This is a genomic window from Kribbella sp. NBC_00662 (assembly GCF_041430295.1).
Lineage (GTDB): Bacteria > Actinomycetota > Actinomycetes > Propionibacteriales > Kribbellaceae > Kribbella.
Genome location: NZ_CP109029.1, coordinates 7135444 through 7150229 on the forward strand (window position 1 = coordinate 7135444; position 14786 = coordinate 7150229).

At 68.4% G+C, this 14786-nt stretch carries 16 protein-coding genes; 12 read left to right on the top strand and 4 right to left on the bottom strand.

Going from position 1 to position 14786, the window contains the following annotated elements:
* Nucleotides 1–400: 400 nt before the first annotated feature.
* Nucleotides 401–1150: an alpha/beta fold hydrolase gene (locus tag OHA10_RS35110; RefSeq protein WP_371403090.1), complete on the top strand. Its 750-nt coding sequence runs from the start codon at nucleotides 401–403 to the stop codon at nucleotides 1148–1150.
* Between the two features lie 470 nt (nucleotides 1151–1620).
* Here the strand turns inward: OHA10_RS35110 and OHA10_RS35115 are convergent, their stop codons facing one another.
* A complete protein-coding gene (locus OHA10_RS35115; RefSeq protein WP_371403091.1) occupies nucleotides 1621–2313 on the bottom strand; it encodes a 4a-hydroxytetrahydrobiopterin dehydratase in 693 nt (230 codons plus the stop codon).
* Nucleotides 2314–2567: 254 nt separating this feature from the next.
* Here OHA10_RS35115 and OHA10_RS35120 point away from each other — a divergent pair, with 254 nt between their 5' ends.
* A complete protein-coding gene (locus OHA10_RS35120) occupies nucleotides 2568–3230 on the top strand; it encodes an alpha-ketoglutarate-dependent dioxygenase AlkB (protein ID WP_371403092.1) in 663 nt (220 codons plus the stop codon).
* Nucleotides 3231–3256: 26 nt separating this feature from the next.
* Here OHA10_RS35120 and OHA10_RS35125 read toward each other — a convergent pair whose 3' ends face one another.
* Nucleotides 3257–3898 (bottom strand): hypothetical protein, encoded by a 642-nt coding sequence (locus tag OHA10_RS35125; RefSeq protein WP_371403093.1) that lies wholly within the window; start codon nucleotides 3896–3898, stop codon nucleotides 3257–3259.
* Between the two features lie 119 nt (nucleotides 3899–4017).
* On the opposite strand from OHA10_RS35125, the gene OHA10_RS35130 reads away from it, so the two are divergent.
* From OHA10_RS35130 to OHA10_RS35140, 3 genes are all read left to right on the top strand, one after another.
* On the top strand, nucleotides 4018–5274 hold the full coding sequence (locus OHA10_RS35130; RefSeq protein WP_371403094.1) for an MFS transporter: 1257 nt from the start codon (nucleotides 4018–4020) through the stop codon (nucleotides 5272–5274).
* Nucleotides 5274–5912: a pyridoxamine 5'-phosphate oxidase family protein gene (locus tag OHA10_RS35135; protein ID WP_371403095.1), complete on the top strand. Its 639-nt coding sequence runs from the start codon at nucleotides 5274–5276 to the stop codon at nucleotides 5910–5912. Before OHA10_RS35130 ends, OHA10_RS35135 begins: the two co-directional genes overlap by 1 nt.
* 78 nt (nucleotides 5913–5990) lie before the next feature.
* Nucleotides 5991–7130: a sensor histidine kinase gene (locus OHA10_RS35140; RefSeq protein WP_371403096.1), complete on the top strand. Its 1140-nt coding sequence runs from the start codon at nucleotides 5991–5993 to the stop codon at nucleotides 7128–7130.
* Nucleotides 7131–7187: 57 nt separating this feature from the next.
* On the opposite strand, the gene OHA10_RS35145 is transcribed toward OHA10_RS35140, so the two are convergent.
* Complete coding sequence (locus tag OHA10_RS35145; protein ID WP_371403097.1) at nucleotides 7188–8399, bottom strand: alpha-hydroxy-acid oxidizing protein; 1212 nt, start codon at nucleotides 8397–8399, stop codon at nucleotides 7188–7190.
* A 74-nt stretch (nucleotides 8400–8473) separates the two neighbouring features.
* Between OHA10_RS35145 and OHA10_RS35150 the strand changes: the two genes are divergently transcribed.
* Nucleotides 8474–9232, top strand: coding sequence for a FadR/GntR family transcriptional regulator (locus tag OHA10_RS35150; protein ID WP_371403098.1), 759 nt, complete (start codon nucleotides 8474–8476; stop codon nucleotides 9230–9232).
* On the opposite strand, the gene OHA10_RS35155 is transcribed toward OHA10_RS35150, so the two are convergent.
* Nucleotides 9158–9601, bottom strand: a complete 444-nt coding sequence (locus tag OHA10_RS35155) for a DUF6069 family protein (RefSeq protein WP_371403099.1) — start codon at nucleotides 9599–9601, stop codon at nucleotides 9158–9160. The genes OHA10_RS35150 and OHA10_RS35155 overlap by 75 nt on opposite strands.
* Before the next feature lie 131 nt (nucleotides 9602–9732).
* Between OHA10_RS35155 and OHA10_RS35160 the strand changes: the two genes are divergently transcribed.
* From OHA10_RS35160 to OHA10_RS35185, 6 genes are all read left to right on the top strand, one after another.
* On the top strand, nucleotides 9733–10878 hold the full coding sequence (locus OHA10_RS35160; RefSeq protein ID WP_371403100.1) for a sensor histidine kinase: 1146 nt from the start codon (nucleotides 9733–9735) through the stop codon (nucleotides 10876–10878).
* Entirely contained in the window at nucleotides 10875–11540 is a 666-nt protein-coding gene (locus OHA10_RS35165) for a response regulator (RefSeq protein WP_371403101.1), read from the top strand. Before OHA10_RS35160 ends, OHA10_RS35165 begins: the two co-directional genes overlap by 4 nt.
* A gap of 10 nt (nucleotides 11541–11550) precedes the next feature.
* Nucleotides 11551–12216, top strand: coding sequence for a response regulator (locus OHA10_RS35170; protein ID WP_371403102.1), 666 nt, complete (start codon nucleotides 11551–11553; stop codon nucleotides 12214–12216).
* A gap of 33 nt (nucleotides 12217–12249) precedes the next feature.
* Nucleotides 12250–12675 carry a hypothetical protein gene (locus OHA10_RS35175; RefSeq protein ID WP_371403103.1) on the top strand — a complete coding sequence of 142 codons (426 nt, stop codon included), beginning with the start codon at nucleotides 12250–12252 and terminating at the stop codon, nucleotides 12673–12675.
* Between the two features lie 180 nt (nucleotides 12676–12855).
* Nucleotides 12856–13752, top strand: a complete 897-nt coding sequence (locus OHA10_RS35180; RefSeq protein ID WP_371403104.1) for an ABC transporter ATP-binding protein — start codon at nucleotides 12856–12858, stop codon at nucleotides 13750–13752.
* Nucleotides 13742–14587, top strand: a complete 846-nt coding sequence (locus tag OHA10_RS35185; protein ID WP_371403105.1) for an ABC transporter permease — start codon at nucleotides 13742–13744, stop codon at nucleotides 14585–14587. Before OHA10_RS35180 ends, OHA10_RS35185 begins: the two co-directional genes overlap by 11 nt.
* Nucleotides 14588–14786 lie beyond the last annotated feature (199 nt).

Below are 14786 nucleotides of genomic sequence, written 5' to 3' on the forward strand. Positions count from 1 at the left end.
ACCTCGTCGACAGACGACGAGGTCCAGCAGGTCCTCGTCGTCACCAACGGCGACAAGGCCCGCGACACGATCACCGTCACCAACCTCGACGGCGAGATCCTCATCGGGCACACCCGACCCGCACCCGGCATGACCCACGCCGGCAACGGCAAGCCACGCGGACCGCACACCGACAAGACCGCGAACCTTTCCCGAAGTCCTGAGACATCACAGGCTTGACCAGCTCAGATGTCGACGACGTAGCCCACGGAGAGAACGTCCCCGCGGTCCACAGCCATTGATTGCCGTTGTCTGGGCCGTTGTCGGCGCCGTAGATGCGGTTGGGTTGGCTCCATTGGATGGGCCCGCCGGGGTGATCAGATGCGGCAAGCCGCTGCCCGTGTCCGGTCATAATGCGGGGATGCGAGTGGCTGTCGACGATGTGTCTCTCTACTTCGACGTCGAAGGCTGCGGCTTGGCTGCTCAGGGGGACGCGATGCTGTCGCGGCCGACTCTTCTTCTCCTGCACGGGGGACCGGGCGCGGATCACAGTCTGTTCAAGCCAGAGTTTTCGGTCCTCGCCGACGTCGCCCAGGTGATCTACCTCGATCAGCGCGGTTCGGGCCGGTCCGACCGCGGCAAGCCGGAGCTGTGGACGTGGACGCGCTGGGCCGACGACATCGCCGCGTTCTGTGATGCACTCGAGATCCGTGCCCCGGTGCTGGTGGGTTCCTCAAGTGGCGGCAGGGTCGCGATCGAGTGCGCGGCTCGGCATCCGGGCCTGGTTGCGGGTCTGGTCTTGGACAGCACTCTCGGCGTGCCTACCTCTGTCGAGGAGAGCCTCCAAGTATTCGAGCGCCGCGGAGGGCAGGTCGCCCGGGATGCTGCCGCCAGGTTCCTGGGCGGTGACACCAGCCCTTCGGCGGCCAAGGCGTGGGCAGATCATGGGTTGCCGTTGTATGCCGGCGCTTCGGACGGCGCCATGGCCTCGCGCAGAGCGCGTGCGCTGATCAACGACGAGGTTCAAGCGCATTTCCGGGCCGGCGGATGCGGGCCCGCCGAAGTGACCGCAGCTCTCGCGACTACGGTTACCTGCCCGACGCTGGTCTTGGCGGGCGAGGACGATCCAGTGTCGCCGCAGCCGCGGCCCGGCGTTTGCCTGCGGTATTGACCAGCACCGCCACACATGTAGAGGTGCTGGCCGGAGTGGGGCACGGGGTGTTCCGCCAAGCCCCGCAGAAGGCATTCGACGCCCTACGCACATTCCTTCGCGACATCCCGGCAGCGCGACAGGGCGATGGACACAGCCCGGAGACCAACCTGGCCTAGCCGCGGACCTTATCGATGTCCTGAGACATCACAATCCCGAAGACGTCGTGTCATGTCGCAGGACATCGGTGACAGCTCTTGCATCAGGACATCGGTGACAGTTCCGGGGTTGCTGGTGGTAACACTTCCTCCGGGTGATCGAGCTGTGCGGTGGACAGACGATCCATGTGGTCCGGGACAAGGCCGGCATCGTGTTCGCCGTCCGCGCCTCCGGCGAGGTCATCAGCGAACGAGCTGGCGTCCAAGGGCGCCACCTACGTCAGCAACGGCATCGGCTGCGGCCGGCGCCAGCAAGATCTGCCCCCTCAGCCCCTAGGGCGACTCGCGGCCCTGCCAGGTGGTCAGGCACGCGCGGTTGCCCTGTGGGTCGACGAGCACCCAGAACGCCGGGGCGTGGGTGTCATCGACGAGCTCGCCGCCGGCCTGGACAGCGGCGGCGATGCGGTCCTCGACTACCTCGGGCGGGATGCGCAGGTCGAGGTGCCAGCGCTGCCGTGGAACGTCGTGGGCCTGGGTGGGTTGGAACCAGATCGTCGGCCGACGCCCGGTGGCATCGCGGATCTGGATCTCCCCCCAGGCCTCGATCGTGTCGTAGTCGAGCAGGGCCGCCCAGAACGGCCTGATCTCGGCCTCGTCGGCCGTATCGAGGCCGAGCTCGAGCACGCTGGTGCGCTCCGGGTGGGGGGTGACCCCGGCGGCCCGGGCCAGCTTGCTGATGGTCCGGGCGAGTGCCACGTCACGCGAGGTCACTCCGCCGACGTCGTGACTGATCAGCCGGACGTCGAGCCGCCCATAAGCCAGGTCGAGGTCGGGGTGGTGGTCCATCTCCTCGGCAGCCAGCGCGATGGCGTCGACGAGCCTGACCGCTGCGACGAAGTCGGCGGTGTCGAAGCTGGCGTGCAGCCGGTCGATCAGCATCCGCCAATCGGGCAGCCGTTCGCCGGCGAGCTCCAGCTCTGTCAGCGTGCGCTTCGGGTCAGGCGGGGTCTCGGTCTCGTGGCTCACTCACGTCACCTTCTGTCCGATCGGCCGGGAGTCGTCGGCGACTCTGGCACAGGCCACCGACATGTGTTCTCGCAGGCCGCGACTACAGCCTGGATTTCGAAGAGTCCCCAACCGTCACCAATGTCCTGACACACCAACTGTCACCGATGTCTTGGCGCGAAACTGTCACCGATGTACCGAGACATCACACTCCTGAAGACGTCGTCACAAGGATCCAGGGGAACAGGTGTTCGAATGTCGGGTATGGTGGGGGTATGGGTGCTGATCTCCAGGGCTCGTTGCTGGATGCTTTCGAGGATCCGGCGTTGGGGTCGTTGGGCGGGCTGACGCGGACCGAGTTGGGGCGCGGGGCCTGGATCGACGTGTTGCCGGGGTGGTTGACCGGTGCCGATCAGGTGTTCGAGCGGCTGGCGCGGGACGTGCCGTGGCAGGCGGAGCGGCGGCAGATGTACGACCGCGTGGTCGACGTACCGCGACTGCTCTGCTTCTACGGCGAGAACGTCGACCTGCCGCTGCCGATCCTCGACGAGGCGCGGGATGCGTTGAGTGAACGGTACGCCGAGGAGTTGGGCGAACCGTTCCGGACGGCGGGACTGTGTTTCTACCGGGACGGGCGGGACAGCGTCGCGTGGCACGGTGATCGGATCGGGCGTGGGGATCGTGAGGACACGATGGTCGCGATCCTGTCGGTCGGCGAGCCGCGCGTGCTCGCACTGCGGCCGCGGCCGGGGGGATCTGGCGGATCGGGTGGGGCGAGTGGGCCGGTGGGTTCGACGGTTCGGTATCCGCTGGGACATGGGGACCTCATCGTGATGGGTGGATCGTGTCAACGCACTTGGGAACATGCGATTCCCAAGGCTTCCGGGCGTATCGGACCGCGCATCAGCATCCAGTTCCGCCCCCGCGGCGTGCGCTAGCAGCACGCGTCCGCGGCTGGTGCAGGTCAGGCGGCGGAAGACTGACCCACCCGTGGGCGATCCGCAGCAGACTCGCCGGCGAGCGGATAGTCGGCCGGTGGGGTGGCGGTGGGTGGCTGGTCGTCAGGTGGGCGGTTGGTCAGCGGGGAGTCGTCGAGGGGTTGGTAGACGCCTTCGCTGGTGGCTATGTAGAAGCCGAGGAGGCGTAGGTCGGCGGCTTGGCAGATGGCGGTGGCGGCTTGGGCCCATTGGTGGTCCAGGGCGGGTGAGCGGGCGGGGCCGGGGCGGCCGAGGGCGAGGATGACGCCTGTGCCGGGGGCGGTCTGGATGGCTGGGACGAGAGGGGCGAGCGCGTTCGCGCAGAGCGAGTCAGGATCGGGGGCGGCGCCAGGCCGTTCGTCCTTCGGCTCAACCCGGCTCGATCGCTCGAGCAGATCACCTCGACTCGGGTGGCGCGGTGGGTCGTCGTGGGGTGGCCAAGGGTGGTTTGGCGGTAGGTCGATGGAGATTGTGGCTCGGTAGTGGTTGTCGGGGTCGCAGAGGAGGACTGTGAAGGTGCCGCGGTGGCGGTCGCCGAGGGTGAGCATGAGGTCTACGACGTTGGCGGCGTCGGCGGGGTCGGTGAGGGGGTGGTCGGTCCAGGTTGGGGTCAGGTCCAGGAAGGTCATGCCTAGAAGGTGCCGTGATTCCAGCCCCGGATGCGGGTTGTCCACAGACGAAAGTGGCCCAACATTCTGCGGTCGGAGTGGACCTGCCTGCTGGGCCGCTGAGTACCTAGGCTCGAGTCATGAGCAGCAGACTTGGGCAGATGCTTCCCCCGGCCGGAGCGCCGCGGGACCTGGCGATGGCGCAGTTGGCGAACTCGGTCGGCGACGGTGCGTTCGTCGTCACCTCGGCGTTGTTCTTCACCCGGGTGGTCGGTCTGTCGACCGCGGAGGTCGGCCTCGGGCTGACGGTCGCGTGGCTGATCGGCTTCCTGGCCGGCGTCCCGCTCGGCAACCTCGCTGACCGACGTGGAGCACGCGGCACCGCAGTACTGCTGGCGCTCTTGACCGCTAGCGGCGTCGGAGCATTCCTGTTCGTACGGAGCTTCGCGGGCTTCCTGATCGCAGCCGTCGTGTACGCCTGCAGCCAGACCGGGCTCACCGCGGCCCGCCAGGCACTCCTCGCGGGCCTCGTGCAGCCGGCTGAGCGCACCCGCATCCGCGCCTTCCTCCAGTCCACAGTCAACGCCGGACTCGCGGTCGGCGCGCTCCTCGGCGGTATCGCGCTCCGCTTCGACACCGAAACGGCGTACCTGACTGTCTTCGCGATCGACGCGCTCAGCTTCCTGATCGCCGCCGCGCTGATCCGCCGGGTCCCGTCGATCTCGACGACCGTCCGCGTGCAGGGCGAGCCGCGCCTCGCTGTCCTGCACGACCGCCCGTACGCCGTCCTCGCGCTTCTCAACGCGATCATGCTGCTCTTCATGCCGCTGATCAGCCTCGTCGGCCCGCTGTGGATCGTCACCCGGACCAGCGCACCGAGCTGGGTCGTCGCCTCGCTGATGATCGTGAACACCCTCGGCGTCACGTTCTTCCAGGTGCACATCGCCAAGCGCGTCAAGGACCTCCGCACCGCCGCCCGCTCCGTCCGGTACGCCGGGCTCGCGATGCTGGCCGCCTGCGGTGTCTTCGCCACGACCGCCGCGCACCTCAGCCCCGCACTCACCGCCGTCGTCCTGGTGATCGCCGCCGCACTGCTGACCCTCGGCGAGATGAAGCTCGCGTCCGGCGCCTGGGAGATCAGCTTCGGACTCGCCCCCGCGGACAAGCAGGGTCAGTACCAAGGTTTCTTCGGCACCGGCCCCGCGATCGCCAGGATGCTCGGCCCCGCGCTGCTCACCACGGTGATCCTCGGCTGGGGTCCGATCGGCTGGATCGTCATCGGCGCCCTGTTCCTGGGGACCAGTTGCGCAACTGGTCCCGCCGTACGATGGGCTGCGCGGACGAGGGCCGTCAAGGAGGACGCCACGCCGTCGCTGGTAGAGGAGAACGCCGCCTGATGGAGATTCCCGGACTGGTCGAAATCACGTCGTACGACGAGCTGCGCGAACTCGTCCCGTCGCCGATGGCAGCAGCTGCACGCAAGGAGCGCAAGGAGCTCCACGACCTGGACCTGCAGTGGCTCGATGCCTCCCCGTTCTGTCTGATCGCCACCTCCGACGCCGACGGCAACTGCGACGTCTCCCCCAAGGGCGACCCGGTCGGCTTCACCAAGGTCCTGGACCGTTCGACGATCGCGATCCCGGATCGCGCCGGCAACCGCCGCGTCGACGGTTTCACCAACATCCTCAGCAATCCGCACGTCGGCCTGATCTACTTCGTCCCCGGCCGCACCGACACGCTGCGGATCAACGGCCGCGCCCGGATCGTCAGGGAAGCGCCGTTCTTCGACGACATGATCGTCAAGGGCAATCGTCCACAGCTGGCGCTGCTGGTCGAGATCGAGCAGATCTTCCACCACTGCTCGAAGTCGTTCATGCGCTCGAAGCTCTGGAAGCCCGAGACCTGGACCCCGGAGGCCGTCCCGCGCCGCGCGGTCATCTCCCAGACGCTCGAGCGTCCCGACGAGGACCTGACGAAGCTCGACGAGTACTACGGCCCGCAGTACGAGGAGAAGATCTACAAGGTCAAGTACTGAACTACTGCAGCAGGAGCAGGCCGAAGTACTCCGTGGCGACGATGACACCCGGCCCGCGGGCCTCTACGGTTTCGTACTGTGACCACGACTGAGCCCGTCGACGTCCCGACCTTCGGGGCGCGTGCGCGTCGGGTCCTGCTGCCGTTGGTGCTGTCGTTCGTCACGGTGGTCGGGACGTTCGGCTCGGCTCAGGGACAGCCGGACCGGCGCCAGCCCGACTGGTTCATGGTCGTTCTGCTGCTGATCGGCACCATCTCGCTGTACTGGCTGCGCACCCACCCGGTTCCGGTGCTGTGGGCAACCGTCGCCACGACGCTGATCTACATGCTCCGCGAGTACCCGTGGGGTCCGGTCATCCTGACGTTCGTGATCGCGGTCTTCACCGTGATCCGGCTGGGCCACCGGGCGGCCGGCTGGGCCGGTCTGATCTCGCTGTACGTCCTGCACGTCGGCGGCCGGATGATCCTCGGTATCAACCAGGACGGCGTGTACCAGGTCCTGCTCGTCGGCACCTGCTTCTGCGTTCTCGGTTTTGTCGCCGAGCTCTTCCGCGCGCACCGCGACCGGGTGATGGCGGCAGCGCGCACCCGTCGAGAGGCGGAGCTGCGCCGAGCCGGTGAAGAGCGGCTGCGGATCGCGCAGGAGCTCCACGACGTCGTGGCGCACCACATCTCGCTCATCAACGTGCAGGCGGCCACTGCACTGCACCTTGTCGACCGGCAACCCGAGCAGGCCGCTCCGGCGCTCTCCGCGATCAAGGATGCGAGCAAAGAGGCGCTGGTGGAGCTCCGCTCGATCGTCGGCATCCTGCGGCAGTCCGACGAGTCCGCGCCGCGCCAACCGGTCGCCGGTCTCGACCACCTGGATCATCTGGTCACTCGTACGTCGCGGGCCGGGCTGGAGGTACACCGCATCGTCCACGGCGAGCCGCGACCGCTACCGACCGGACTCGACCGTGCCGCGTTCCGGATCATCCAGGAGTCGCTGACGAACGTCGTACGCCATGCCAACGCCTCGTCCGCCACAGTCCGGATCCAGTACGGCGAGCAGTCGCTCGTACTGCAGATCGACGACGACGGCCAATCGCTCACCGCACCGCCGACGGAAGGCAACGGCATCGGCGGCATGCGCGAGCGAGCCACCGCACTCGGCGGCTCCCTCACCGCGAACCGCACGCCCTCCGGCAGCCTGAGAATCACGGCGACCCTGCCGCTGTAGGTTCCCTGTGAACCCGACCGACAGCTGCCGGTCCGGGGTTCGGTGTTTCGGTTGGTGTTACGGGAGGCGGACGTGGGACGGGTTGAGGTCGGCCACGCTGGAGACGCCGAGTAGCGCCATGGTGCGGCGTACCTCCTTGGTCAGGATCTCCGCGGCGCGGGCGACGCCGCGCTGACCGCCGGCCATCAGGCCGTACAGGTAGGCGCGTCCGACCAGGCAGGCGTCGGCGCCGAGCGCGATCGCCGCGACGATGTCAGCGCCGGACATGATGCCGGTGTCGAGGTAGATCTCCGCGTCGCTGCCGATCGCCTTGCGGACGTCGGGGAGGATGCGCAGCGGCGTCGGCGCCCGGTCGAGCTGACGGCCGCCGTGGTTGGACAGCACGACCGCATCCGCGCCGGCGTCGACCACGCGACGCGCGTCCGCGACGGTTTGGATGCCCTTGACGATCAGCGGGCCGTCCCAGATCGAGCGCAGCCAGTTGAGGTCGTCGATGGTCATCGTCGGGTCGAAGAGCTTGTCGAGCAGCTCGGCGACGGTGCCGTCCCAGGTGGACAGCGAGGCGAACGTCAACGGCCGCGTGGTGAGCAGGTTCGCCCACCAGGCCGGGTGCAGCGACGCGTCCAGCACGGTCTTCGCGGTGAGCGACGGCGGGATCGTGAAGCCGTTGCGTACGTCGCGCAGCCGCGCGCCCGCGACCGGTACGTCGACGGTCAGCATCAGCGCCTCGAAGCCGGCAGCGGCCGAGCGCTTCACCAGGTCCTCGCCGGCATCCCGGTCCTTCCACACGTACAGCTGGAACCACTTGCGCGCGTCCGGCGCGGCGGCCGCGACGTCCTCGATCGAGGTGGTGCCCATCGTCGACAGCGCGTACGGGATGCCGATCTGCTCGGCGACCTTCACCACCGCGCTCTCGCCCTCGTGGTTCATCATCCGGGTGAAGCCGGTCGGCGCGAACGCGAACGGCAACTCGGAGCGGCCGCCGAGGATCGACGTACCGAGGTCGATCTCGGAGACGTCGCGCAGGATCGACGGCTGCAGCTCCATCTCGGCGAACAGCCGGCGGGCGCGGCGCAGGCTGATCTCGGCCTCGGCGGCGCCGTCGGTGTAGTCGAAGACCGAGCGCGGCGTACGGCGTTTCGCGATCCGGCGCAGGTCCGCGATCGTCAGCGCCTTCTCCAACCGCCGCTCGGTCGGGTTCGCCGTGATCGGCTTCGGCCGGAGCAGCGGCTTCAGCTCGGACCATTTGGGCATCTGGCGATCGGTCATCACAACTCCCGGCTCAATCTGTGGTCGGACCACACCCTACCCTGTGGTCCGACCACACCGGTAGGCTCGTCCACATGAAGAACTACGAGCTGGTCCTGCACCGGGTGGAGGCCGATCTGGCCGCGGGGCGGCTGCGGATCGGCGGGCGGCTGCCCGGGGAGCGGACGCTGGCCGAGCAGCTCGGGATCAGCCGGCCCTCGGTGCGGGAGGCGGTCCGGGTGCTCGAAGCGATGGGCGTGGTGCGGACCGCGACCGGGTCCGGGCCGGAGGCAGGTGCGGTGATCGTGGCGGAGCCGGTGTCGCCGTTGACCGCGGTACTACGGTTGCATCTGGCAACGAATCATCTGCCGATGGGCGACGTCGTACAGACGCGTCTGCTGCTGGAGTCGTGGTCGGCGCGGGAGGCTGCCGGGCGGGAGTTGGGGGCGGACGAGCTCAAGGTGGCGGAGGAGCTGCTGGATCGGATGGACGACGCCGGGTTGTCGCCGGAGGAGTTCCATCAGCTCGACGCGGAGTTCCATGTCGCGTTGTCGGGGCTGGCCGGGAACGTGTTGATCGCGGCGGTGATGACGTCGTTGCGGTCGGCGATTCATGGGTACGTGCTGGCCGCCGTACCCAACCTGCCGGACTGGGAGGCGGTGGCGGTCGGTTTACGATCCGAGCATCGCGGGATCCTGGCGGCGGTGCGGGGTGGCGAGCCGGAGCGCGCGGCCTCGTTGGTGACCGCGCATATCCGGGGGTTCTATCAGGCGGCGCAGTTAGCACCGTTCGGCGGAGAGGGCGGTGCGGCGGAGGCCGAGGATCACGGTCACGCCGACGATCAGGTGCAGTGAGGCCAGGCCTAGTTTCGCGCCGAGGCCGATGCCGTTGGTGAGTGGGCTGCCGAGAGACAGGACGCAGACGATGGTCGCGATGATCGTCCAGGTGTCGCGGGCGTTTTTGGTGCGGCGTTCGAGGATCGCCAGGAGGCCCCAGCCGGCGAAGGCGATGACGATTGTGGCGGCGAGGACGGCTGCGGCGCCGATGTGCTGGATGCCGCCTTGGCGTGCGGTGAGGGTGAGGCCGGCGAGCTTTGCGAGGATCGCCCAGTCAGCAAGAGCAGCAACTGCAGCCACACCGACCACGGCGAGCCGACTACGCCGGGGAACCCGCCGTGGAGTGGAGGAGACGGCCGACGACTGTGTGCTGTTGGTGGTTGGCATTTCGGCTCCCTGGGGTGGTTGGTGGGAACACAGTGCGGGAGGTTCGGTGCGGGTGGCATCGGTCGGGTGGACGGGGTGGGTTCTACTTTGGTTGGTGGTGGGGACGGTCGGGGCGGCTTAGTCTCGGCGGCATGGAGGAGTTGTGTGTGCCGCGGGAGAGGTCCGGGCGGTTGGTCGGGCTGGTGGCATTGGCGTTGGTCGCGGCGATGGTTGCCGCGACGATCGTCGGGCGGTGGTCGGATCCGGAGCATCAGAAGTTCCTCGCGCTCGACATCGTGGTCGGGATCCTCTCCGTCGCGGTGATCCCGACGCTGATCCGCTGGCCCGTGCACGGCGCGATCGCGCTCGCCGTACTCGCGATCTTCTCCCCCGCCGGTACGCCGCCGTCCACCGTCGGCACGCTGACCGTCGCCCTCCGCCGTCCCTTCCGTACTGCGCTGCTCGTCGCGATCGCCGGCACCGTCGCGCACCTGATCCAGGGCCTCTGGCAACCAATCCACGGTCTCCCCTACCTCTGGTTCGCCGTGCTGGACGTCGTCGTGCACGCCGCCCTGCTCGGCTGGGGCCAGGGCGCCCAGGCCCGCCGCCAACTTCTGGAGTCGCTCCGCGAACGCGCCCGACGAGCCGAGGCCGAGCAGGGCCGCCGGGTCGCGGAAGCACGCACACTCGAACGCACCAAGATGGCTCGCGAGATGCACGACGTACTGGCCCATCGCCTGTCCCTGCTCGCGACGTATGCCGGTGCGCTCGAGTACCGGCCCGACTCGTCGCCCGAGCGCCTCGCGAAGGCGGCCGGCGTGATCCGCACCGGCGTACACCAGGCGCTCGACGAGCTGCGCGAGGTCATCAACGTCCTCCGCGACGAGGACGTGTACGAAGGCCGGCCGCAACCTACCTTCGACGACGTGCGCGCGCTCGTCGACGAGTCGCGTGAGGCGGGTACGACGGTCGCCTATGAGGATCACGTCGCGGATCCCACTTCATTGCCCCCGGCAACAGGACGTACGGCGTACCGGATCGTCCAGGAGGGACTGACCAACGCGCGCAAACACGCCGCGGGACGGCCGGTGACGGTCACGGTGGACGGACGGCCCGGAGACGGCTTGCGGATCGAGCTGACCAACCCGGCGTCGAACGGGACGACGGTCACGCCCGGCAGCGGGACCGGCCTGGTCGGGCTGACCGAGCGCGTACAACTGGCGGGCGGGACGCTGGACCACGGGCAGGTGCCCGGTGGCGGCTTCCGGCTCGAGGCCTCGCTACCGTGGCCCGCATGAGCGAAACCGCAGCGCCGCCGATCCGCGTACTCGTCGTGGACGACGACGCGCTGGTCCGAGCCAGTCTGGAGATGATGCTCGACGGGTCGAACGGGATCTCGGTGGTCGGTCAGGCCGCCGACGGCGACGAAGTACCGGCCGCCGTCGACGCACACTTCCCCGACATCGTGCTGATGGACCTGCGGATGCCCCGGGTCGACGGCATCGTCGCGACCCAGCGGTTGCGGGCGCGGACGAATCCGCCCGAGGTCGTCGTACTCACCACGTTCGACACCGACGAGAACGTGCTGCACGCGCTCCGTGCCGGGGCGAGCGGGTTCCTGCTCAAGGACACCCCACCGGCCCAGATCGTCGAGGCCGTCCGGCGGGTCGCGGCCGGGGACCCGATCCTGTCGCCGGCGATCACCCGCCGCCTGATGGACCGCGCCGCCACGCAGGCCGACGCCCACACGATCGCGCAGGACAAGCTCCAGCGGCTGTCGCCCCGCGAGTACGACGTGATGCTGGCGGTCGCACAGGGGAAGGCGAACGCGCAGATCGGCGCCGAGCTGTTCATGAGCCTCGCGACGGTCAAGGCCCACATCTCCCACATCCTCACCAAGCTGGAGCTCGGCAACCGCACCCAGATCGCCCTCCTCGCCCATGACGCCGGGCTCGCATAAGCTCCAGCGCATGATCAGGGTGCTGCTGGCGGATGATCAGGCGTTGGTGCGGGCCGGGTTCCGGTCGTTGCTCAACGCCGAGGACGACATCACGGTGGTCGGCGAGGTGGCGGACGGCGCGGAGGCGGTCACGGTCGCGCGCGCCGAGAGGCCCGACGTCGTGCTGATGGACATCCGGATGCCCGGCACCGACGGCCTCGAGGCGACGCGGCAGATCGGTGCGGATCCGGAGCTGGCCGACGTACATGTGGTGATCCTGACGACGTTCGACCTGGACGAGTACGTGTTCGAGGCACTGCGGGTCGGTGCGAGTGGGTTCTTGGTGAAGGACACCGAGCCGGTCGAGCTGCTCCAGGCGGTGCGAGTGGTCGCGCGCGGCGATGCGCTCCTCTCCCCCGGCGTCACGCGGCGGCTGGTGGCCGAGTTCGCGTCACGCAGCCGGCAACCACATGCGAGCAAGGAACTCGACGTACTCACAGAACGCGAGAAGGAGATCGTTGCACTCGTCGGCGAAGGGCTGTCGAACGACGAGATCGCGGAGCGGCTCGTGCTGAGTCCGGCGACCGCGAAGACGCATGTGAGCCGAGCGATGATCAAGCTCGGCGTCCGCGACCGGGCGCAGCTGGTCGTCGTCGCCTATCAGACCGGGCTGGTACGCCCCGGCTGGCTGGGTTGACCTTCCAGCTACTCGAACCCCGAGGCTGCTCGCATGATGCACCTCGAGGAGATCACCGCCGCCGTCTCACTGGGCCAGGCCGGGGATCGTGAAACCGCCCGTCGTCAGCTGAGCGGGCTGTGGGACTCGGTCGACGATCCGCAGACCCGATGCGCGATCGCGCATTACCTGGCCGACGTACAGGACGAAACCTCCGACGAACTGGCCTGGGACCTCCGCGCGTTGGAGGTGGTCGAGGACACCGCCTGGCTCCCGTCCCTCCACCTGAACCTCGCCGACGACTACCGCCGCCTGGCGCAGCCACTGGAGGCGGAGGGACACCTGCAGCTAGCTCGAAAGCACCTCCATCTGCTGCCCACCGACGGCTACGGCGAACTGATCCGGTCGGCCGTCGACCACGTGGCCGAAGCACTCGCCGCCGGAAACACTGACCGCTTACCATCCAATCCCAGCAGCTGAGGCGAAGCCCGTAACGACAGGAGGTATGCGTCTACTGCCGACTGCGCTCCGCCTGGGCTCACCGTAAAGCAGGCCGCATCAGCACACACCTCCTGTCGTTAGCACTACTCCTGCTGAGGTATGTGCGGTCACTCCCCCGAGGCGACGCGGCGGCTGGCGCGTGAGCGGCACGCTCTAGGTATGGATGCGCTAGTTGAGGTCAGTGGACTGACGAAGAGGTACGGCGACACCCTCGCGGTCGATGGTGTCGATCTGACAGTGCTGCCGGGCGAGGTCTACGGGTTCCTCGGGCCGAACGGCGCAGGCAAGACAACCACGCTCCGGATCCTCACCGGGCTGATCGCGCCGACGAGTGGCAGCGTTCGCGTGCTCGGCGGGCAACCCGGGCAGGCCGACGTACTGGGACGGACCGGGTCGATGATCGAGTCGCCGGCGTTCTACCCGTATCTGTCGGGACTGGACAATCTGCGGCTGCTGGCCGAGTACGCCGGGGTGTCGCGGCAGCGGATCGACGAAGTACTCGAGCTCGTCGACCTGGCCGATCGCGCGAGGGACCGGTTCTCGACGTACTCCCTGGGGATGAAGCAGCGGCTCGGGGTCGCAGCGGCGCTGCTGAAGGATCCGGAGCTCGTGATCCTCGACGAGCCGACGAACGGACTGGACCCGGCCGGGATGCGTGACATGCGGCGGCTGATCCGCGAGTTGGGCACCGGCGGCCGGACCGTGCTGTTGTCGAGTCATCTGCTCGGCGAGGTACAGCAGATCTGCGACCGGGTCGGGATCATCAACTCCGGCCGGATGGTTGCCGAGCACAACGTCGACGACCTGCGCGGCGAACAGGAACTCGTCGTCCGTGCCGACCCGAAGGACCAGGCGCAGGCGATCCTGACCGGCTTCGGCAGCGTGCACCAGTACGACGACACGCTGCGCGTCGCCGTGGATGCGGCGCGGGCCGCGGAAGTGAACGCGGCCCTGGTCGGCGCCGGGATCGCCGTCTCCGAACTGCACATGACCGAACGAGCACTCGAGGACATCTTCTTCGAGCTCACCACCGAGGAGAAGGCCGATGTTGGGTAGCTACCGCGCGGAGATGCTCAAGCTCCGTAAACGATCCGCGGTCTGGGTGCTGTTCGGCGCCGGCCTGGTCCTGAGCCTGATCTTCGGATACCTGCTGCCGTACGTCGCCTACACCACCGGCGACGACACTCCGTCCACCGACGGCGTCCCCCGCGCCCAGGTCCTCCAAGGCATGCTCCCCGAACGCGTCATCGACAACACGATCGGCGGGTACCCCATCTTCGCCGGGGCGTTGGCGTTGGTCCTCGGCGCGATAGTGATCGGCGGCGAGTACACGTGGGGCACGCTGAAGACCGTCCTCACCCAACGCCCCGGCCGCGGCACGATCCTGGGCGCGCAGTTTCTCGCCCTCGGCACGATGATCGCCCTCTGGGTCGTCGGCATCTTCATCGCCTGCGCTCTGTGCAGCATCGGCATCGCCGCCGCCGAGAGCGGCTCGATGACCTGGCCCAGCATCGGCACCTTGGCTCAAGGCCTGGCCGGCGGCTGGCTGGTCCTGATGACCTGGTGCCTGGCCGGCGCCGTCCTAGCCGTTGCCTTCCGCAACGTAGCCCTCCCCATCGGCCTGGGCGTCGTCTGGATCCTGGGCATCGAGACCCTCCTCGCCGGCGTCGTAGGCAGCCTTCTCCCCAGCCTCAATTGGCTGGCCAACGCCCTCCCCGGCACCAACGCCGGCTCCCTGGTCTTCACCGTCACCGGCATGTCAGCATCGGACGCCCCACCCGGCGTCCGCGACGCAGTAGGCGGAGGCCGAGCCCTCCTAACTCTCTTCGCCTACTGCACCCTCTTCGCAACCCTCTCCCTCTGGACCACCCGCCGCCGCGACGTCGCATGACATTCGGTGAGACCCGACGAGTACCACGCACCACCGTTGCCTGAAGCAACAGACCGTACGCCACCACCGCAGACCTCACACGAGAACAGGACCTGACAAGCATCTCCTCCGCCGGATCCGCTTCCCTGCAGAACAGCTCGCACGCCACCGAAGGCGGCCGATAGGGCAGCTGTCGCGGAGCGGTGTCCTTTGGTTGGTG